This window comes from Stenotrophomonas sp. LST15-1-1.1, from assembly GCF_040815575.1.
In the GTDB taxonomy this organism is placed as follows: domain Bacteria; phylum Pseudomonadota; class Gammaproteobacteria; order Xanthomonadales; family Xanthomonadaceae; genus Stenotrophomonas; species Stenotrophomonas lactitubi_B.
Genome location: NZ_JBFPNJ010000001.1, coordinates 550,219 through 571,346, shown reverse-complemented (window position 1 = coordinate 571,346; position 21,128 = coordinate 550,219). Strand labels below are relative to the sequence as shown.

The window sequence follows — 21,128 nt, the reverse complement described above, 5'->3', positions numbered from 1 at the left end:
CGATCGACAGCGCCGCGCTGCACACCCCCGTTCGCCCTCCCAATTCCAAGAGACACACCATGAGCCAGCTTCCCACCGTCCTCATCACCGGCGCCTCCAGCGGCATCGGCACCGTTTATGCCGAACGCTTCGCGCGCCGCGGCCACGACCTGGTGCTGGTTGCGCGCGACAAGACGCGCCTGGAAACACTGGCCGCGCGCCTGCGCCAGGACACCGGGGTCACCGTAGACGTCGTGCCGGCCGACCTCACCCAGCGCAGCGATCTGGCCGCCGTGGAGGCCCGCCTGCGTGACGATGCCCGTATCGGCATCCTGATCAACAACGCAGGCATCGCCCAGTCCGGTGGCTTCACCGTGCAATCGGCCGACAGCATCGATCAACTGGTAACACTGAACACCCTCGCCCTGACGCGCCTGGCCGCTGCCATTGCACCGCGCTTGGCCACCGCCGGCGAAGGCGCGATCGTCAACATCGGCTCGGTAGTCGGCCTGGCACCGGAGCTTGGCATGACCGTCTACGGCGCGACCAAAGCCTTCGTGCTGTTCCTGTCGCAGGGCCTCAGCCTGGAACTGTCGCCCAAGGGTGTCTACGTGCAGGCCGTCCTGCCGGCGGCGACCCGCACCGAGATCTGGGAGCGTGCCGGCATCGACATCAACACGCTGCCCGAAGTGATGGACGTTGGCGAACTGGTCGATGCCGCCCTGGTCGGCTTTGATCGCGGCGAACCGGTGACCATTCCGCCGCTGCATGTGGCCGAACGCTGGGACACGCTGGAGGCATCGCGCCAAGGCCTGCTCTCCGATCTCCGCCAGGCGCAGGCTGCGGAGCGTTACCGCGCATGAAAGCCTTCCTCATCGACCGGTATGGCAAGAAGGAAACGGGGCGCATCGGTGATGTACCAATGCCGCCGCTGCGCGACGGTGATGTGCTCATCCGCGTGCACGCGGCCAGCGTCAACGCGCTGGACACGAAGATCCGGCGTGGCGAGTTCAAGGCGGTCCTGCCGTATCGCCTGCCGCTGATTATGGGCAACGACCTGGCCGGTACGGTGGAGCGTGTGGGCGCGGGCGTTTCCCAGTTCAAACCGGGCGATGAGGTATATGCACGTCCCGACGATGATCGCATCGGCACGTTCGCCGGGTTCATCGCGGTCAACGCGGGCTCTGTGGCGCCAAAGCCCGGCAACCTCAGCATGGTGGAGGCCGCCTCGCTGCCGCTGGTCGCACTGACCGCGTGGCAGACGCTTGTGGAAACCGCACAGCTGAAGCCAGGACAGAAGGTCTTCATCCAGGCCGGCTCGGGCGGCGTCGGTACCGTGGCCATCCAACTGGCCAAGCATCTGGGAGCCTTCGTGGCGACCACGACCAGCACGGGCAACGTCGCGTGGGTGAAGGCGCTGGGCGCGGATGTCGTCATCGATTACAGGCAGCAGGACTTCGCCTCGGAACTCCGCGACTACGATGTGGTGCTCAACAGCCTGGGTAAAGAGGAGCTGGAGCGCTCGCTGCAGATCCTCAAGCCGGGCGGACATCTCATCTCCATCTCCGGGCCACCGACGCCGGCCTTTGCCGCCGCGCGCGGACTCAGCTGGCCGCTCAAGCAGGTCCTGCGCCTGCTCAGCCGTGGCATCCGCAGCAAGGCCAACAGGAAGGGGGTGACGTATTCCTTCCTATTCATGCGGGCCGATGGGGCGCAACTGAGCACCATCGCATCGCTTGTTGAGTCTGGTGCGATCGCACCGGTCATTGATCGGGTGTTCCCGTTCGAGGACACGCAAGGCGCGCTGGCCCATGTGGAGAGCGGGCGGGCGAAGGGCAAAGTGGTGGTGGAGCTGCCGTAGTTGGATTGCCTTCCGCTGCACGTGCCATCCAGCGCGTGGATGCCGATCACGCCACCACTGCCGCTGCGCCGCCGAGCCTGGTGAGCCCTCTCTGTTCAACGAGCTAGTTCATATTTCAGCTTTCTACACACTTGGCAGTGTTTGTGCAATTACCTAGACAGTTTGATTACGAGCACGACGGCGATGAAAGAGCCCATGGGAAGCAGGTAGCTCGCGGCTGATGGAACCCCATTCCTTGGGTAAGGCGGGCTAGATCCCCACACGTTGGCCCGGGGCCAGGTGGGCGGCTGATCCGAGGCAGATCTGAGACCAGCCGGCCAACACCGAACCGCCCTACATGTTAATCTTTCTCATTCGCACCTACCCCTCCCCGCCCCCGATGACCCGCCCGTCGCTTCGCACCTCTGCCCTGGGCTTGTCCCTGACCTTGGCCTGCCTTTCGGCCCGTGCCGCTCCGCCCTCCTCCCCCAATGTGCAGCAGCTTGACGCGGTACAGGTGCTCGGCCGCGCCCAGACCCTCTACCGGGTGGACGACGCCACGGTGGGCACGCGGACGGATACGCAGCTGGCGCTCGTGCCGCAGTCCATCCAGGTGGTGCCGCGTGAGCTGATTGAAGACCAGGCGGCCCGCCAGATCACCGACCTGTATCGCAGCATCAGCGGCATCAGCTTCTTCAGCTATGCCGGCGTCACCCTGCGCGGCTTCCGCCAGGAAAACGTGCTGTATGACGGACTGCGCGGCGACCCCTATGCCGGCTTTTCGGTGCCGCAGCTGTTCAACATCGAGCGCGTGGAAGTCCTGAAGGGACCGGCCGGCGCCCTGTACGGCGGCGGTGATGCCGGGGGCGTCATCAACTACGTGACGCGCAAGCCCAAGGCCACACCCGAGCGCCGCATCGAACTGCAGGCCGGCAACATCGATTTCCGGGCGGCGTCGATCGAGGCCACCGGGCCGCTGAACGCCGCGGGCAGCGTGCGTTACCGCGCCGGGCTGTATGGCGACACCGAACAGGGCGTGCGCTGGAACGCGGACAGCGAAAGCGTGATCGGTGATGCTTCGCTGGCCTTCGACGTGGGCGACACCGGCGAGTTGACCCTGCAGTTCACCGACATCACCCAGAACCTGGGCGGCAACCGCCTGCGTGGCGTGCCGGTGGACGACAACGGCAGCTTTCTCACCGACCGTCGCTGGAACCACAACGAAGCCACCGACTTTCTCGACATGCGCGCCAAGGTTGCCTTGGTGCAGTACCGCTTCTCGCCCAGCACCAACCTGGACGTGGATGTGGGTGCACGCTGGTTCGAGAACAACGAGCATCAGATCTACCACGAGCCGATGGGGCTGATCGACCGCAACCGCGACGGCGTGCCCGAATGGATGACCCGCCAGTTGCGCAACCAGATCCGCGACAACGATGCATTCACGGCCAACGGCAACGCCGTATGGCGTGTCAGCACCGGCAGCATCGAGCACAAGGTGCTGTTCGGCGCCGATGTGTACCAGCAGGATGCCGACTTCACCGCGCAGACGGCCAACAGTGCGGACTTGGCACGGGGTGCCGGCCCGGTGCCGGGCATCGACCTGTTCAACCCGGTGTATGGCGCAAGTTCGTGGCGCGACTACAACCTGGCCGCTCTGCCCTGGCGCAGTACGAGCACGCGCAGCAAGCGCTATGGCAGCTACCTGCAGGACGAACTGACGCTGACCCCGCGCTGGCATGTGCTGGCCGGACTGCGCTGGGACGGGTTCAAGGACGATGACCGCATGGCCGGCACCGCCGTGGATGGCAACGACATCAGCTGGCGGCTGGGCAGCACGTACACCGTGCGGGAAGGCGTCAATGTCTACGCCAACATCGCCAGCGGCTTCATGCCCCAGAGCGCGGCCAACCAGAGCGCCGAGGCGGGCGGCCCGTTCGATGCCGAGCGCAGCAAACAATGGGAAGTCGGGTTGAAATCCCTGCTGGCCGAGCGCGTCACCCTGAACCTGGCCGCGTACCGGATCGACCGCAGCAATATCGTGCAGGCCACCGGCGAGATCGTGGACGGCGTCAACCAGCTGGCCGCCCTGGGCCTGGTGCGCAGTACGGGCATGGAGCTGGATCTGCTGGCCGATGTCACCGACCGCTGGGTACTCAATCTGACCTACGCCTACAACGATGCGCGGGTGAAGGATGCCGGCAGCAACGGCATCACCAATGCCTCCGGCGACCGCTTCGCCAATGCGCCGCAGAACAAGCTCGGCCTGTGGACGCGCTACGACCTGCCGGCGATCAATTCGGCCATCGGCTTCGGCGCCGATTACGTGGATGAGCGCGTCAGCCTGGATGGCCAACGGGTAAAGCCGTACACCGTGTTCGACATGAGCTGGAAGACGCAGTGGCAGCAGTGGCAGTTCCAGGCCAACGTCAAAAACCTGTTCGACAAGGTCTATGCGGCCAGTGGCTTCACCGAGCGCACCGGCCACTTCCCGGGTGAGCCGCGCCGCGTCTACGTGCAAGCGGCGTACGCCTTCTGAGCCTGCCCATGCGCCAGCCTACGCCAGCGCACCCCAACCGCCCTGCGCGCAGCGGGAGTGGGCGCCGGCTGTGGTTCGACCTGCACAGTTGGCTGGGTCTGAAGCTCTGCCTGTTCATGGGCTTCGTCTGCCTTACCGGCACGCTGGCGGTGTTCTCGCAGGAGATCGACTGGCTGCTGCACGCCCCCATGCGCGTGGCCGATGGTGGTGAGCACGCCGGCTGGGGGCCGGTCATCCATGCCGCGCAGGCAGCACATCCGGACTGGGAGCTGGAAGGCATCTCCGCCGGCCACACGCGCCTGTTCGCGGCGCGCGCGCAGATGCGCCTGCCCGATGGCAAACGGCGCTTTGTCTGGATCAACCCCTACACCGCACAGGTGACCGGCGACACGGGCTGGTTCAATACGCAGCGGCTGCTGCGCAACACCCACCGCCACCTGATGCTACCGGTGGCCTGGGGCGTGCCCCTGGTGGCGGCGCTGTCCATCCCGTTGCTGCTGTCGCTGTTGAGCAGCCTGTATATCTACAAGAAGTGGTGGCGCGGTTTCTTCAAACGGCCCGACCCCTCACGACCGCGCCGCCTGTGGGGCGATGTCCATCGCTTGGCCGGGGTGTGGTCACTCTGGTTTTTGCTGCTGATCGGGTTGACCGGGGCCTGGTATCTGATCGAATCGCTCGGCGGCGATGCACCGGCCGCGCCGGCCACGCGACTGGCAAAGGGCGATGACCGCGCTGCCGCCGTCGACCCTGCCGCCGTCGACGCCGCGGTGCAGACCGTCCGCCAGCAATGGCCCCGCCTCGACATCCTCGGCGCCATCCCCGCACGCGATGGCGGCAGCATCCTCTTCCTGGGGGAGGCCGACGCCTGGCTAGTGCGAGAGCGGGCGAACAATATCGCCGTGGACCTGCATACCGGGCACGTAATCGGCATGCACGACGGCCGTGCACTGGGGGTCCATCAGCGCATCGCCGAAATGGCCGACCCCCTGCACTTCGGCAGCTTCGGCGGTTGGCCCATCAGACTGCTCTGGTTGCTGGCCGGCACGCTGTTGACCGGGCTGTGCTTCACCGGCGTGTATCTCTACGGACTTCGCACAGTGGATGCGCTGCGATCAGCAGCCAGAAGGCGGCAGACATGAGTCATGAAAAACTGCCCGGCCCCTGGCGAGTGGCGTGGCACGGCATGGGTCGCTGGCGCTGGCTGTGGCTGGCCCTGCTGCTGGTATGGGCGTCGCTGGTGCCGCTTGAGGCCATGAAGTAGACACGCTCACCTGTCGAACAATGGCATCCTGCATGTTCGTGCGGGAGAGTAACGATGCGGGCGACGGGAAATCTTCTTGCAGCAAGTGCTGTCACGCTGAAGGTTGGCGTGGTGTTCTGGTTACTGGTGGCCTGGCGAACACCAGGCAGCGAGCCTTGGGACGCGCCCGCATTCTGGACCGTCGTCTATCCCATCGCACTGGGCATCGCCGCCATTCTAGGCGCCTGTTTTCCCCGGCGGGCGTGGCTTTGGGCACTGTTGCTCATGGTGCTGCAGGTGCCGGTGGTGGCCGTGGTGTCGGGCTTTGGCCCGTTGTTGCTGGCCGGACTGGTCTATGCACTGGTGCTGGCATTGCCTGCGATGGTTGTCGCGGGAGCGGCGGGCGCGCTGCGTCGCCGCCTGAATGGGAAGGCTTGATAAGCTCAGCGCTTCGCCGGCTGCCACCCTGCTCGTAATGCATCCCCCGGGCTGCAGAACATGCGCTCGCCGCGGCTCAGGTCGATGCTCGTGCGCTCGTAGTCCCGTTGGCCGGGCACGTGGTAGATCTTCTTGCCCTGGCCGGAGATGTTGCCTTTGATGCGGCATCCGCCCGGCGCTGGCTGCGCGGCCACCGGGGCGTGTCGTGCCGCCTGGTCACGCTTGCTGCGACGAAAGTCAGCTGGCATTTGAAACGGCCCTTGCCAGAGGTTCCGTTGGCTCTGGCGCGCGTCGGCTTCGTCTGCGATGAATGCCGTGGCGTACTGGCGGTACGCGACCGCCCAACCGGCGCGCACCATCCACCGGTTGACCGACGCTCCTTGAACAAAGCACTCCGCGACCACCCTGCCGTAGCGGTCCGTGTCCTTGCGTTGGCAACGAACGGTCTGGTCCAGCAGATAGCCGTCCAGCGCGGCCGCGGACCGCCGGCCACAGGGCCAAGCGCGCCCATTGTTGGTGGTGCATTGCTGCGCGCTTTCCGGCGCATCAATGCCCCAGAGGCGGATGCGCTGCTGGGCCACGGTGAGGGTGTCCCCATCGGTGACCGTCGCGCGGCCGATCAGCTCTGCTGCCACACCCGGAACCGAAGCAGAAACCAAAAGCAAAACCACCAGACCTTTCAACACCATCAACAACGACGTCCTCTCTGCGCATGCTCGGGAGCGGGCGCCAGTTCACAACATGGTCGATCACTTTAGCGGAAGTCGAAAAAAGACGCCGACCACATCGAGAGTCCCTCCAAGGCGTGCTTGGCGATCACCCGGCCACTCAAGGGCGGCGGCGGGCTAAATATGAAACGCCGGGCCTGCCGACGCCATCGCCGCGCTCACCCTGACACGGAACGCAATGAGCACGCTGGCGAGGAGCATCACCGTCGCAGCGACAGTGAGGACTGCAGCGATGCCTCCCAGCCCAAACACCAGACCACCCAAGGCGGCCCCAGCCGCGATGGAGGACTGCACAGCAGCAACCACCATTCCGCCCGCACTCTCGGCCTGATCTGGCACCGCACGCGCAACCCAGCTCGACCAGGCAACGGGCACGCCACCGAAGGCCAGGCCCCATAGCGCGACCAGGAACGACAGCCCGCCCACGCCCACCGGCAACAGGAGCATGCCGAGCGCGGCTACGCCCACCAAGGCTGGCATGATCACCAACGTGACTTTCAAGCTGCGCTCCATGAGCCAGCCGGCCAGTAGTGTTCCGACAAAGTTCGCCACGCCGAACCCGAGCAGAATCAGCGCCAGGCCATCCGCGCTCATCTGCCCCAAGCTCTCCAACGTAGGACGTATGTAGGTAAAGAGCGCGTACTGGCCGGTGTGCGCCAGAACGCAGCCCAGCATGCCGACCGCAACGCCTGGCCGGCGCAGGAGCCCCACCACCGACTCCGGAACTGCTGCCTTGCGCGGGGCCATTCGGGGCAGCGTGAACCACTGGAACGCAAGCGTGAGTCCACCTACCGCGGTCGCGGCCCAGAAGGCGCTGCGCCAGCCCAGCAGCCCACCGAGGTAGCTGCCCAAAGGCACCGACACCACCGTGCCAACCGCAATGCCGCTGAAGATGATGGAGAGCGCGCGAGGCACGCGTTGTGGCGGCACCAACCGCATGGCCACCGCCGCTGCCATGCTCCAGAAACCGCCCAGGGCGATGCCCAGAAGGACGCGCATCACCAGCAGGACGCCCATGCTGGATGACAATGCCACCAGAGCGTTGGAGAGGATCATCAGAGCCGTGAAACCCAGCAGCACCAGGCGCCTGTCGATCGAACGGGTGAGCCGAGGCACCAGCAGGCCAGCGAACAGGGCCACTACCGCGGTGACCGTCACTGCTTGACCCGCCAGCGCCTCCGACACCCCCAGGTCCGCCGCCATTGGCGTCAACAGGCTGGCAGGCAGATATTCGGCCGTGAGCAGCCCGAAGACACCCATGGCCAGCGAAAACACGGCCACCCATGCCGATGACGACGGCTCCCTGCTATCCCGGGTCACAGAATCAGGCGCGACCGCGGTATCCACTACGTTATTGCTCATCAAAGATCCCAATGCATTCGTGCAGCCGAGAGTCTAGGGAGGCATGGCAGGATGATCTATGATTGTCCGGCCTGTATTTTTGATCGAAACCCCGAACTGTCTCCATGAGACACGCCCCACACCTGCCCTCCGACCTGATCAGCGAGCTGCTGACCGGCATGCGGCTGCATGGCGTTCAATACCGACGCATTCAGACCGGGCCGACCTTTGGGCTTGGATTTCCCCCGAAGCCAGGCCACGCCTACTTCCATTACCTGGCAGTGGGCACGGCGACTCTTCGTGGCGAGGACGGCAGCCAACACCTGCTCTCCGCCGGGGATGTCGTGCTTCTTCCCCGCGGAGAAGGACACGCGTTGCTGTCGGGCGAGAACCATCCCGTCCAGTGCCTGGAAACGATAGATGCAGCCCCGCTAGGTGACACGGTGAGCGGGATAGACACGTGCCCGAGCACCCATGCCGTGCCAAGCGCCGTGCTTTTCCACGGATGCATGGTGTTCGATCTGGGTGGCATGCAAGGGTTGAGCAAGGTGATGCCGGCGGTGATGTTGGCCGATGGCAACGGTACCCAGTTTCCCGGACTGTTGCCGATGGTCGACGCGATGAAGCGCGAGGTGTGCTCCGGACGTATCGGATTTGCCGGCATACTCGCGCGGCTGTCGGATGCAGTTGCCGCGATGATCGTCCGTGATTGGGTCGAGCGCGGTTGCGACGGCGCATCGGGCCTGGTCATGGCCATGCGCGACCCTCGTCTATCGCTGTCGCTGCTTGCCCTGCACAAAGACCCTGGGCGTGACTGGACCGTCGAAGCGCTGGCTGCAGAATCCAACATCTCGCGTTCTGTCTTTGCAGACCGGTTCCAGACCGTTATCGGAACCGCGCCCCTGCGCTACGTGACCGAGCTGCGAATGCAATTGGCGAGTCAATGGCTGACCCACCAAAGCCTCTCCATCGAGGTCGTGGCAGAGCGTCTTGGCTACGCGTCGCAGGCAGCGTTCAGTCGCGCCTACAAGCGCGTGATGGGCCACTCTCCTGGGGCGACTCGGCGCGGGCGCTCCTTGATCTCACCATAGTCCACTCCCAGCCACTCATCCGCCCTGCCCCAGCTCCCGCGCAAGGAAAGGCGCCGTCCTGCTGCCTTTGGCGCGGGCCACCTGATGCGGCGTTCCCTTGACCACAATGGTGCCACCCGCAGCGCCGGCGCCCGGTCCGAGGTCGATCACCCAGTCCGCCTGCGCGACGGCCCGCATGTCGTGCTCGATCATCACCACCGTATTTCCCGCTTCAACCAGCCGCTGCAGCTGGACCAGCAGCCTGTCGACGTCCGACGCATGCAGGCCGGTGGTGGGCTCGTCCAGCACATAAAGCGTGCGCCCACGCTGGCTGCGCTGCAGCTCGGTCGCCAGCTTGATGCGTTGTGCTTCACCACCTGACAGTTCCGTGGCCGGCTGGCCCAGTCGCAGGTACCCCAGTCCGATGTCCTGCAGCAACTGCAGCGGGCGGGCAATGGCATCCTCCTCGATGAAGAACGCATGCGCCTGTTCAACCGTCATCTGCAGGACCTCGGCGATGTTGCGGCCGTTCCACAACACCTTCAACGTGGCCTCGTTGTAGCGGGCGCCGTGGCAGGTGGGGCAAGGCGCATAGACGCTGGGCATGAACAGCAGCTCGACGCTGACGAAGCCCTCGCCTTCGCAGGTTTCGCATCGGCCCTTGGCCACGTTGAACGAGAAGCGGCCCGCATCGAAGCGACGGCGGCGCGCATCGGGTGTCGCCGCGTACAGCTTGCGCACGTGGTCGAACAGCCCGGTATAGGTAGCCAGGTTGGATCGTGGCGTGCGGCCGATCGGCTTCTGGTCCACCTGCACGACCCGCTGGATGGCGTCCACATCACCTGCAAGCTGACCTCGCGTCGTCTCGATCACGGTCGGCCCTTCCGTAGGCGTGCCCTCCGCCCCATCGTCTGCGGGCTCATGCCCCAGGTGCAGCAGCATCAGCTCAGGCAGTGCCTGTGCCATGAGGCTGGACTTGCCGGAGCCCGAAATGCCGGTCACTGCGGTCAGCAGCCCCAGCGGCACCTGCGCATCCACACCCTGCAGGTTGTGGCGGTGGATGCCCTTCAGCTCCAGCCAACTGTTGGCGCTGCGCTGCCGGCTGGCGGCCGCCGGCACCTGGTCGAACAGGTACCGGGCCGTGCGTGAATCCTGCACGTGCCGCAGGCCTTCGGGCTCGCCGCTGTAGAGCACGCGCCCGCCATGCTCGCCCGCCTCAGGGCCGACATCCACCAGCCACTGCGCGCGGCGCATCAGCTCCAGATCATGTTCGACAACGAACACCGAGTTTCCGCCGTCGCGCAGCCGGTCCAGCGCGTCGTACAGCGCCTTGCTGTCGGCGGGATGCAGGCCGGCCGAGGGCTCGTCGAGCACGTACAGCACACCAAACAGCAACGAGCTGAGCTGGGTGGCCAGTCGCAGGCGCTGCAGTTCGCCGGCCGACAGTGTTGGCGTGGCGCGATCCAGCGAGAGGTAACCCAGGCCCAGGCCTCGCAGCTGGTGTACACGCGCCATGACACCGCCTGCAAGCCGCTGTGCAGCCAGACGTTTCTCCTCCGACAGGGCAGAGGTCAGCCGTACGTCGGGGGCCGAAGCATGGACAGGACGACCGCTCGCTGCCCGCGTGGTGCGGTCGCGGCGGGTGGCGCTTCTGCTGGTGCGTTCACCCCGGCTGTGTGCGCTGAAATCGCCCTGCGCGATGGGCTCCAGCAGGTCCGCCAGTTGATCCAGCGGAAGGCGCATGAATTCGCCGATGTCCACGCCTGCGAAGGTGACCGAGAGCGCCTCCGGCTTCAGGCGCTTTCCGTGACAGGTCGGGCACAGCTTGCCTTCCATGTAGCGGGAAACCCGCTTGCGCATCAGCGCGCTCTGGGTATTGGCAAACGTGTGCAGCACGTAGCGACGGGCGCCGGTATACGTGCCCATATAGCTGGGCTCCAGCTTGCGCTTGAGCGCGGCACGGGTTTCGGCCGGCGTGAAGCCGGCATAGACCGGTACGGTCGGCGTCTCCTCGGTGAACAGGATCCACTCCCGGTCCTTCTTCGGTAGCTTCTTCCACGGTATGTCGATGTCGTAGCCGAGCGTGACCAGGATGTCGCGCAGATTCTGGCCATGCCATGCCGGCGGCCAGGACGCGATGGCGCGTTCGCGGATGCTCAGCGACGGATCCGGAACCATCAACGCTTCGGTCACTTCGTAGACATGCCCAAGGCCGTGGCAGGTGCTGCAGGCGCCCTGTGGCGTATTGGGCGAAAAATCCTCGGCGTACAGCATGGGCTGATTGGCCGGGTATGCGCCTGCACGCGAGTACATCATGCGCACCAGGCTGGACAGCGTGGTGACGCTGCCCACCGATGAACGCGCATTGCTGGCGCCGCGCTGCTGCTGCAGGGCGACCGCCGGCGGCAGACCGTCGATGGCATCCACATCGGGCACGCCCGCCTGGTCGATCAGGCGCCGTGCATACGGCGCAACGGACTCGAAGTAGCGCCGCTGCGCCTCGGCGAAGACGGTACCGAAGGCCAACGATGACTTGCCGGAGCCCGATACTCCAGAGAACACCACCAGTGCATTGCGCGGAATGGAGACATCGACATTCCTGAGGTTGTGCTCGCGCGCGCCGCGCACCTCGACGCAGCCGCTGGCGGCGGCAGCACATGACGATTCGCCAAAGGGGGTGTTGGACATCTTCGCGATCCTGCAGGCAGTAAGCGGCACGCAGCAGAGCGTGCCCGGTGACGCATTCTCGCTGCTGCGGGGTGAATGGAGCGAGGGAGTTCCGCCCCGGGGGCTCGACGCCGCCATCAAGGACCGGAAACCCGGCCTTCACAGCTACCACGGCACCTGCAATGCAACCATGCAGGACGCACCCTCCCCCTTGGTAGCCCATGCCCCACCTTCGTCGTCTATTTGGCCGCTGGCTGCGCCTGCGTCGTCGCGTGCGTTGGCGCTGGCGTGAACACCAGGCCTCGGTCCCCGCCATCGAGGCCACCGAGGGCCCACTGCGTGCCGCGCTGTACAGCGTTGAACAGATGGAGGTGTACGGCCGCGCGCTAGCGCGCCAGCACCGCGTGCGGATGCGCCCCGGCCCGGAGCGCCTGCTCGAACGCCTGCAGGCCAACGAGCGGGTGCTGGAAGACGCCAATTCGCTGCTCAGCAGTGTGGTGCGCGAACAGCGGCCAGTAACCCCGGCAGGGGAATGGCTGCTCGACAACTACTACCTGGTTGAGGAACAGATCCAGACCGCGCGACGCCACCTGCCGCGCGGCTACAGCCGGCAGCTGCCGTCGCTTGTCTCGGGCGCCTCGGCCGGGTTGCCGCGGGTGTATGAGCTGTCGATGCAGGCCATCGCGCACGGTGACGGCCGCATTGACGCGGACACGCTGGGCCGGTTCATCGCTTCGTACCAGTCGCTCGCTCCGCTGAGCCTGGGCGAGCTGTGGGCGGTTCCCATCATGCTGCGCCTGGCGCTGCTGGAGAACCTGCGGCGCATGGCGGCGCGGGTGATGCGCGATGGAACCGACCGTCGCCTCGCTTCGCAATGGGCGGACAGCCTCAATCAAGCCGCTTCCGAGACCCCGACCGATGTGGTCCTGGTGGTCGCGGACATGGCACGGTCCGCGCCGCCGTTGACCGGCGCGTTCATCGCCGAGCTGACGCGCTCGCTGCATGGGCGCGGCGGTGCCTGGGCCATGCCCGTCGCGTGGCTGGAACAGTGGGCGGCAGCGGCCGGGCAGCGCGTCGACGAGCTGGTCGCCGCCGAGGGGCAGCAGCAGGCGGCCGACCAGGTCTCGATCGGCAACAGCATCGGCAGCCTGCGCTTTCTCTCCACCATGGATTGGCGCACCTTTGTCGAAGAGATGAGTGTGGTGGAGCAGCGGCTGCGCGAAGACCCGATGGCCGTCTATGCGCAGATGGATTTTGCCACCCGCGACGCCTACCGCCATGTGGTGGAGAAGATCGCCCGCGGCAGCCGCATGGCAGAGGAGCGCGTTGCCACCATCGCGCTGGACCTGGCACGGACGGCGACACCGCCGGATGGGCCGCGTGCGCACGTGGGCTACTGGCTGGTTGGCGAGGGCCTGGACGCCACCGTGGAAGCGGTGGCCGAGGCAGCACCGCGCCACCGCAAGGCACGGCGACTGGCGCATCGCGTACCGCTTGCGCTGTACCTGCTGCCGATCGCCCTGCTGGCGGTGCTGGCCACCGCGGGCCTGCTGGCAACCGGCAGTGGTTCGGTACCGCTCTGGCTGGCCGCGCTGCTCGCACTGCTGGTGTTCAGTGAGCTGGGCATCGTGCTGGTGAACTGGACCGCGACGGTGCTGGTCGCCCCCAGGCCGCTGCCCAAGCTGGATTTCAGCGAGGGCATCCCTGCCGCCTGCGCCACCGTGGTCGCGGTCCCCTCCATGCTGTCCAGCATCGACGGTATCGATGTGCTGGTCGAAGCGCTGGAAGTCCGCTTCCTGGCCAATCGTGATCCTCAGCTGCGCTTCGTGCTGCTGACGGACTTTCTCGACGCGGCGGAGGCCACGGCGGCGACGGACGACACCCTGCTTGCGCACGCCACGGCACGGATCGAGGAATTGAACAGGCGCTACGCGCCCGAGCGCGGCGATCGTTTCTACCTGCTGCACCGCCCCAGGCAATGGAACCCGGGTGAAGGCGTGTGGATGGGACACGAGCGCAAGCGCGGCAAGCTGGCGGCACTCAATGCCCTGCTCCGTCTGGGCGATGCGGCCGCGTTCATGCGCATCGTCGGTGACGCGGCTGCGCTGATCGGCGTCCGCTACGTCATCACGCTGGATTCGGATACACAACTTCCGCGCGACGCGGCACGCGCGTTCGTCGCCACCCTGGCGCACCCGCTCAACCGCCCGCGCTTCGATCCGACGCTGCAACGCGTGGTGGAGGGTTACGGCATCCTGCAGCCCAGCGTCGGCACCAGCCTGGGCCGGCGCCGTACCTCGCGGTTTGCCCGGATGTTCGGCAGCGAGCCCGGCATCGATCCGTATACGCGCATGGTCTCGGACGTCTACCAGGACCTGTTCGACGAAGGCTCGTTCGTGGGCAAGGGCATCTATGAAGTCGAGGCCTTCGAGCATGCACTCGAGGGTCGCCTGCCCGAGAACCGCATCCTCAGCCACGATCTGCTGGAAGGCTGCTATGCACGCGCAGGCCTGGTCAGCGATGTGCGCCTGTACGAGGACTATCCCGAGCGCTACGCCGCTGACGCCAAACGCCGTGCACGCTGGATCCGCGGTGACTGGCAGCTGTTGCCGTGGTTGATGCCGTGGACGCCGCGCCCGGGCCCGGGATGGGAACGCAACCGGCTGAGTCTGCTGTCACGCGGCAAGTTGCTGGACAACCTGCGCCGCAGCCTGGTGCCGATCGCTGCGCTGGCCTTGCTGGTGGTGGGCTGGTTGTATGCCGCAAACCCTGTTGCATGGACCGCGTGGGTGCTGGCGCTGTGGTTCGCACCGCCGCTGATAGGCATGCTGCGCGATGCCCTGAGCGTTCCGGACGACACGCCGCTGGAAGCGCATTACATCAAGGTCGGGCGCGGTACGCTGCAATCGTTGCTGCGCGCGTCCACCCAGGTCGCATGCCTGCCCTTCGAGGCATTGCTGGCGAGCGACGCAGTGCTGCGCACGCTCTGGCGCATGGCCGTCACGCGCCGCCACCTGCTGCAGTGGAACCCTTCAAGCGAAGTCGAGCGCCGTCTCGGCAGCGACCGCGGCGCGGAATGGCGGGTGATGGCGCCGGCCTCACTGCTGGCGATCGCTTTGGTGGTTGTGGTGGCCAGCCTGCGTCCGCAGGCGTTGCCGTTCGCCCTGCCCTTGCTGTTGGCCTGGGTCTTTGCCCCCGCGTTGATGGCGTGGCTGGGCCGGCCGCCGACCGCGAGCGTGGCGGAGCTTTCCGTAACGCAGCGGGCGTTCCTGGGCCGGCTGGCGCGGCGCACCTGGTCCTTCTTCCAGGCCTGGGTGCGCGAGCAGGACCATTGGTTGCCACCGGACAACATCCAGGAGCATCCGTCGCTGGTGGTGGCACGCCGCACCTCGCCAACCAACATCGGCCTGTCTCTGCTGGCCAATCTGTCGGCATGGGATTTCGGCTATCTGCAGCTGGGCGCGGTCGCTGAACGTACGGCCCTCACCTTCGACACGCTGGACCAGCTGCCGCGCCATCGCGGTCACTTCCTGAACTGGTACGACACCGAAACCCTGGCGCCGCTGCCGCCGCGCTACGTTTCCACCGTGGACAGCGGCAATCTTGCCGGGCATCTGCTGACGCTGCGCCAGGGCCTGCTCGCGCTGGTGGATGCGCCGGTGCTGGCGCCGCACACCTTCGATGGCCTGGCCGATACGCTCGGCGTGCTGGAAGAGGAACGGCAGCGGCATCGCCGCGACGATGCAGCGCTGGTCGAGGCGCTCAACAACCTGCGCCAGTGTCTGGCCTCAACGCGTGTCGACCGCCCTGTCGGAACGGCGGAGATTCTCGCCCGCCTGCAGGAACTGGTCGGCCTGGCCGACGTCGTGCTGGCGCAGTGGCCCGCGCCGCCATCGCCCGAGGAAGGTGAGCTGCACTGGCCGACCCTGTTCGCCGCCGAATGCCATGCCGCCCACGCGTCGCTTGCCAGTCTCCCTGCCGATGCCAATGCGGACGACGAAGCACCGGTGCCCAGCCTGCGCCAGTTGGCCGCGCTGCCCGGCACCATCGGTGTGGATGCCCGTGCGCGCATCCAGCAGTTGCAGGCCCTGGCGCACCGCGCCGGGCAGTTCTCGCTGATGGAATACGGGTTCCTGTTCTACCGCACCCGCAACCTGCTCTCGATCGGCTACAACGTCGACGACCATCGCCTCGACAACAGCTTCTACGATCTGCTGGCCTCCGAAGCACGGCTGTGCGCCTTCGTCGCCATCGCCCAGGGCCAGCTGGCGCAGGAGAGCTGGTTCGCGCTCGGCCGGATGCTCACCGAGGTCAACGGCACGCCGACGCTGCTGTCATGGAGTGGCTCGATGTTCGAGTACCTCATGCCGCAGCTGGTGATGCCCAGCTACCCGGACACGCTGCTGGACCAGACCACACGGCATGCGGTCGAGGCGCAGATCGTCTACGGGCGGACCCTCAACCTGCCGTGGGGGGTGTCAGAGTCCGGCTACAACGCCGTCGATGCCCGCCTGAACTACCAGTACCGGGCATTCGGCGTGCCGGGGTTGGGGCTGAAGCGCGGCCTGGGCCAGGATCGGGTCATCGCGCCCTATGCCAGCATGATGGCGCTGATGGTGGCGCCGGAAGCGGCCTGCCAGAACCTGCAGGTGCTGGAGGGATTGGGGTTTGCCGGGCGCTTTGGCATGTACGAGGCGATCGACTACACCCCTGCCCGGCTACCGCCGGGGCAGGATCACGTGCTGTTGCGTTCGTTCATGGCCCACCACCAGGGCATGGGCCTGCTGTCGCTGGATTACCTGTTGCGCGACCAGCCGATGCAGCGCCGCTTCCTTGCCGATGTCGAGTTCCAGGCCACCTTGCTGTTGCTGCAGGAACGCATCCCGCGCATCGGCGTCTTCCACCCGCATGAGGTGGAAGCGCTGGGCGAGCACTCGGCTACGGCCGAGGACGAGACGGCGCTGCGCGTACTGCGGGACCCGGGCGGCCCGCGCCCGGAAGTGCAGCTGCTCTCCAACGGACGCTACCACGGCATGCTGACCCATGCCGGCGGCGGCTACAGCCGCCACGGCGACCTGTCGCTCACCCGCTGGCGCGAGGACGGCACCACCGATGCCTGGGGGTCGTTCTGCTATCTGCGCGATGTGGACAGCGGCGAGTTCTGGTCTGCCGCGTATCAGCCCACCTGCGTAGCGGTGGACAATTACGAAGCGATCTTCTCTGATGCCAAGGCGGAGTTCCGTGGTACGCGCCGCGGGTGCGAGAGCCATCTGCAGGTGGCGATCTCCGCCGAGGACGACATCGAGCTCAGGCGCCTGCGCCTGACCAACCGCAGCCGTCGCCCGCGTACGGTGGAGATCACCACCTATGCCGAAGTGGTGCTGGCACCCGCCGCGGCCGACGATGCGCATCCGGCCTTCAGCAATCTCTTCGTGCAGAGCGAGATCCTCGCTGCCAAGCAGGCCGTGCTGTGCACGCGCCGGCCCCGTTCGCACGACGAAGTGCCACCGTGGATGTTCCATCTGGTTGCGGTGCATGACGCGGAGGTGGTGTCGATCTCCTACGAAACCGATCGTGCGCGCTTCCTCGGCCGTGGCAACACGCCGCGGACGCCACAGGCATTGACCGCCGATACCGATCTTTCCGGCACCGACGGTTCGGTGCTCGACCCGATCGTGGCGATCCGTGTTCATGTGGTGCTTGAGCCCGAGCAGACCGTACAGCTGGACATGGTGTATGGCGTCGGCACCGACCGCCCTGGTTGCGAGATGCTGGTAGACAAATACCGTGACCGCCGCCTGGCCGACCGCGTCTTCGACCTGGCGTGGACGCACAGCCAGGTGGTGCGCCGGCAGATCAACGCCAGCCAGGCCGAGGCGGCGCTGTACGAGCGCTTGGCTGCCCATGTGCTGTATGCCGGTTCTCTGCTGCGTGCGGGTGCCGGTGTCCTCCTGCAGAACCAGCGCGGACAATCCGGGCTGTGGAGCCATGCCATCTCCGGCGACCTGCCCATCGTGCTGCTCAAGGTCACCGATGCGGACAACGTGGAACTGGTCAGGCAACTCGTGCAGGCGCACGCCTATTGGCGCCAGAAGGGACTCAACACTGACCTGGTGATCTGGAACGACAGCAAGGCCGGCTATCGGCAGGAACTGCAGGACCAGATTCTGGGAATGGTGGCCGCCAGTTCGGAGACGGGCCTGCTTGATCGCCCTGGCGGCATTTTCGTGCGGCCCGTGCAGAACATGACCCACGAGGATCGCGTCCTGTTGCAGGCGGTAGCACGGGCGGTGATCAGCGACGAGGACGGAACCCTCGCCGCACAGGTCGGCCGCCAACCGCTGCCTCCGCGACGGATCCCGCCCCTGGTGCCGCAGGCAGTGCAGCAGGAACTGGCACTGTCGCCGGAGGCGACGCCGGGGCTGCCTATCGTCGCCGACGCGGGCCCCGACGCCGGCTTGCCCCCGGGCGCCGGGCACGACGAGGAGATGGATGACCCGTGGCCGTTCCTTCCCTACCGCGGCGCCGGCCAGTTCGACAACGGCACCGGCTGTTTCAGTGAGGACGGCCGCGAGTATGTCGTGGTGGTGCGCGAAGACGCGCCGACGCCGGCGCCATGGGCCAACGTGATCGCGAACGCCCGCCTGGGCACGGTCGTCAGCGAAAGTGCGCCGGGCTACACGTGGTTCGAGAATGCGCACGAGTTCCGCTTGACGCCCTGGCTCAATGACCCGGTCTCGGACACGGGCGGCGAGGCGTTCTACCTGCGCGACGAGGACACCGGTCGTGTCTGGTCGCCGATGCCGCTGCCGCGCAGGGGCACCGGGGCCTACCGTACGCGCCATGGATTCGGCTACACGGTGTACGAGCATGTCGAGGACGGCATCGCCAGTGAGCTGTGGGTCTTCGTCGACGTCGCCGCGCCGCTGAAGTTCTCGGTCCTGCGCCTGCACAACCTGTCGGGCAGGACGCGGCGGCTGTCGGCCATCGGCTACGTCGAGTGGGTGATGGGTGACCTGCGCGCGAAGTCGCGCATGCACGTGGTCACCGAGCGCGACCCACAGACCGGCGCGCTGTTGGCGCGCAATACCTACAGCACCGACTTCGGCGGCCGGATGGCTTTCTTCGACACCGATGCCGACGGCTGCGGCTGGACCTGTGATCGCCTGGAGTTCATCGGCCGCAACGGCAGCCTGCAGGCACCGGCGGCGCTGCGGCGCGAACGGCTGGATGGACGGATGGGCGCGGGCCTGGATCCCTGTGCGGCGATCCAGGTGCCCTTGGAGCTGGCGCCGGGCGACCGTAGTGAAACCACGTTCCGCCTCGGCGCGGGGCGCGACCGCGAGGAAACGCTGGCACTGGCACGAAGCCGCCAGGGCGCCCAGGAGGCCATCGACGCGCTTGACGCGGTGCGCATCCATTGGCGCAATGTGCTGGCCACGGTGCAGGTGCGTACGCCGGACCCGGCGTTGGACGCACTGGCCAATGGCTGGCTGGTCTACCAGACCCTGGGCTGCCGCTACCTGGCGCGCAGTGGCTACTATCAGTCAGGCGGAGCGTTCGGCTTCCGCGACCAGCTGCAGGACGCGCTCGCTCTCGTGCACGCTCGCCCGGAGCTGACCCGCGAACACCTGCTGCTGTGCGCTGCACACCAGTTCACCGACGGCGATGTGATGCACTGGTGGCACCCGCCGCAGGGTCGCGGGGTGCGCACGCGCTGCTCCGACGACTATCTGTGGCTGCCCCATGGCGCCTGCCGTTACCTGGAGGTCACCGGCGATGCCAGCGTGCTGGACGAGACGGTCGGCTTCATCGAGGGGCGCGCGGTGACCGCGGAGGAGGAAGGGTACTACGACACGCCTACCCCCTCGACGCAGCGCGACACCCTGTATGCGCATTGCGTCCTCGCGCTGGAGCGCGGTTGCCGGCTGCTCGGCGAGCGCGGCCTGCCGTTGATGGGCAGTGGTGATTGGAACGATGGCATGAACCGCGTCGGCGACCAGCAGCGCGGTGAAAGTGTCTGGCTCGGCTTCTTCCTGCATGACACGCTGCACCGCTTCATCAGGGTGGCCAACGCGCGTGGCGATGCCTCCCGTGTGCAGTGGTGCCAACAGCAGGCCGAAAACCTGCGCCAGAATCTGGAACAGCACGCTTGGGATGGGGAATGGTATCGCCGCGCCTGGTTCGACAACGGCACCCCGTTGGGCTCGTCACAGAACCAGGAATGTCGCATCGATTCGATCTCCCAGAGCTGGTCGGTGCTGTCAGGCGTTGCCGCGCCTGAGCGTGCCACGCAGGCGCTGGATTCGCTGTACACGCATCTGGTGCGAAAGGATGCCCAGCTGATCCAGCTGCTCGATCCGCCGTTCGACCAGACCACGGAGGACCCCGGCTACATTCGTGGCTACGTACCGGGCGTGCGCGAGAATGGCGGCCAGTACACCCACGCGGCGGTGTGGGCGGCGATGGCATTCGCACAGCAGGGAGACGCGGTGCGTGCCTGGGAGCTGGCCGGCATGATCAATCCGCTCAATCACGCGCTGGACCCGGAAGCGGTGCAGACCTACCGCGTCGAACCGTATGTGTTGGCAGCGGATGTATACGCCGTGTCTCCGCACGTCGGCCGCGGCGGCTGGACGTGGTACACCGGCTCGGCCGGCTGGATGTATCGCCTGCTGGTGGAATCCCTGCTCGGCATACGTCGGGAAGGTGATCGTCTGTCGCTTGCGCCTTGCCTGCCCGATCACTGGCCATCATTCGAACTGAGCTACCGCTTCGGTCGCAGCTTCTACGAGTTCGTGGTGACCCGCACTGCGCAGGACCAGCCAACGTTGCATGTGGATGGCATGCTGCAGCCGGACCTTACCGTCCTGCTTCGGGATGACGGGCATCACTACCGTGTTGCACTTGATCTGGGTGCGCCTCCGGGATGAACGTCCGCCCCGAAATACAGGTGCAGCTTGATGCGCTGGCCGAGATGCTGGTGCACTGGTTGGCGCAGGTGCGGCATCCGGCGCAGTTCTGGCCGCAGTTTGAAACGCTGGCTGCAGAAATTCTGGACCAATGTGAGCACGCGGAAAGGGGCCACGCACACGCGTGCATCCAGGCCATGCTGAAGCGCCACGCGCTCGAGCTGCCGCGCTGGCACGAACGTGACGACAGCGTGCCATCGCGTAAGCCAGAGGAGTGAAGGTTGGTGCCATCGTCACGCTGCCGGGCTCAACCGACCAGGCATATGCATGCTCGTCTCCGCGCGCCTGTTGCTTGCCATAGCGGCGTCCCAGCT

The 21,128-nt window shown here is 66.5% G+C and carries 12 protein-coding genes; 9 read left to right on the top strand and 3 right to left on the bottom strand.

Going from position 1 to position 21,128, the window contains the following annotated elements:
* Positions 1-59: 59 nt before the first annotated feature.
* From MRBLST15_RS02620 to MRBLST15_RS02595, 6 genes are all read left to right on the top strand, one after another.
* Positions 60-842, top strand: a complete 783-nt coding sequence (locus MRBLST15_RS02620) for an SDR family NAD(P)-dependent oxidoreductase (RefSeq protein WP_367785109.1) — start codon at positions 60-62, stop codon at positions 840-842.
* Positions 839-1,840 (top strand): NADP-dependent oxidoreductase, encoded by a 1,002-nt coding sequence (locus MRBLST15_RS02615; RefSeq protein ID WP_367785107.1) that lies wholly within the window; start codon positions 839-841, stop codon positions 1,838-1,840. Before MRBLST15_RS02620 ends, MRBLST15_RS02615 begins: the two co-directional genes overlap by 4 nt.
* Before the next feature lie 379 nt (positions 1,841-2,219).
* Positions 2,220-4,358: a TonB-dependent siderophore receptor gene (locus MRBLST15_RS02610; RefSeq protein WP_312704095.1), complete on the top strand. Its 2,139-nt coding sequence runs from the start codon at positions 2,220-2,222 to the stop codon at positions 4,356-4,358.
* An 8-nt stretch (positions 4,359-4,366) separates the two neighbouring features.
* On the top strand, positions 4,367-5,497 hold the full coding sequence (locus tag MRBLST15_RS02605; RefSeq protein WP_165377164.1) for a PepSY-associated TM helix domain-containing protein: 1,131 nt from the start codon (positions 4,367-4,369) through the stop codon (positions 5,495-5,497).
* Positions 5,494-5,619, top strand: coding sequence for a hypothetical protein (locus MRBLST15_RS02600; RefSeq protein ID WP_265955311.1), 126 nt, complete (start codon positions 5,494-5,496; stop codon positions 5,617-5,619). The genes MRBLST15_RS02605 and MRBLST15_RS02600 overlap by 4 nt, the downstream gene beginning before the upstream one ends.
* Before the next feature lie 54 nt (positions 5,620-5,673).
* A complete protein-coding gene (locus MRBLST15_RS02595; protein ID WP_367785104.1) occupies positions 5,674-6,036 on the top strand; it encodes a hypothetical protein in 363 nt (120 codons plus the stop codon).
* Between the two features lie 5 nt (positions 6,037-6,041).
* On the opposite strand, the gene MRBLST15_RS02590 is transcribed toward MRBLST15_RS02595, so the two are convergent.
* Complete coding sequence (locus MRBLST15_RS02590; RefSeq protein WP_165377166.1) at positions 6,042-6,725, bottom strand: thermonuclease family protein; 684 nt, start codon at positions 6,723-6,725, stop codon at positions 6,042-6,044.
* 156 nt (positions 6,726-6,881) lie between these two features.
* Positions 6,882-8,126, bottom strand: a complete 1,245-nt coding sequence (locus MRBLST15_RS02585; protein ID WP_367785102.1) for an MFS transporter — start codon at positions 8,124-8,126, stop codon at positions 6,882-6,884.
* Positions 8,127-8,230: 104 nt separating this feature from the next.
* On the opposite strand from MRBLST15_RS02585, the gene MRBLST15_RS02580 reads away from it, so the two are divergent.
* Positions 8,231-9,196 (top strand): AraC family transcriptional regulator, encoded by a 966-nt coding sequence (locus MRBLST15_RS02580; RefSeq protein WP_265955302.1) that lies wholly within the window; start codon positions 8,231-8,233, stop codon positions 9,194-9,196.
* A gap of 15 nt (positions 9,197-9,211) precedes the next feature.
* Here MRBLST15_RS02580 and MRBLST15_RS02575 read toward each other — a convergent pair whose 3' ends face one another.
* On the bottom strand, positions 9,212-11,863 hold the full coding sequence (locus MRBLST15_RS02575; protein ID WP_367785099.1) for an excinuclease ABC subunit A: 2,652 nt from the start codon (positions 11,861-11,863) through the stop codon (positions 9,212-9,214).
* Between the two features lie 200 nt (positions 11,864-12,063).
* Here MRBLST15_RS02575 and MRBLST15_RS02570 point away from each other — a divergent pair, with 200 nt between their 5' ends.
* The gene (locus MRBLST15_RS02570) at positions 12,064-20,775 is read left to right on the top strand and encodes a GH36-type glycosyl hydrolase domain-containing protein (RefSeq protein WP_367785097.1); all 8,712 of its coding nucleotides are present in this window, start codon (positions 12,064-12,066) and stop codon (positions 20,773-20,775) included.
* A complete protein-coding gene (locus tag MRBLST15_RS02565) occupies positions 20,772-21,032 on the top strand; it encodes a hypothetical protein (RefSeq protein WP_312704091.1) in 261 nt (86 codons plus the stop codon). Before MRBLST15_RS02570 ends, MRBLST15_RS02565 begins: the two co-directional genes overlap by 4 nt.
* Positions 21,033-21,128 lie beyond the last annotated feature (96 nt).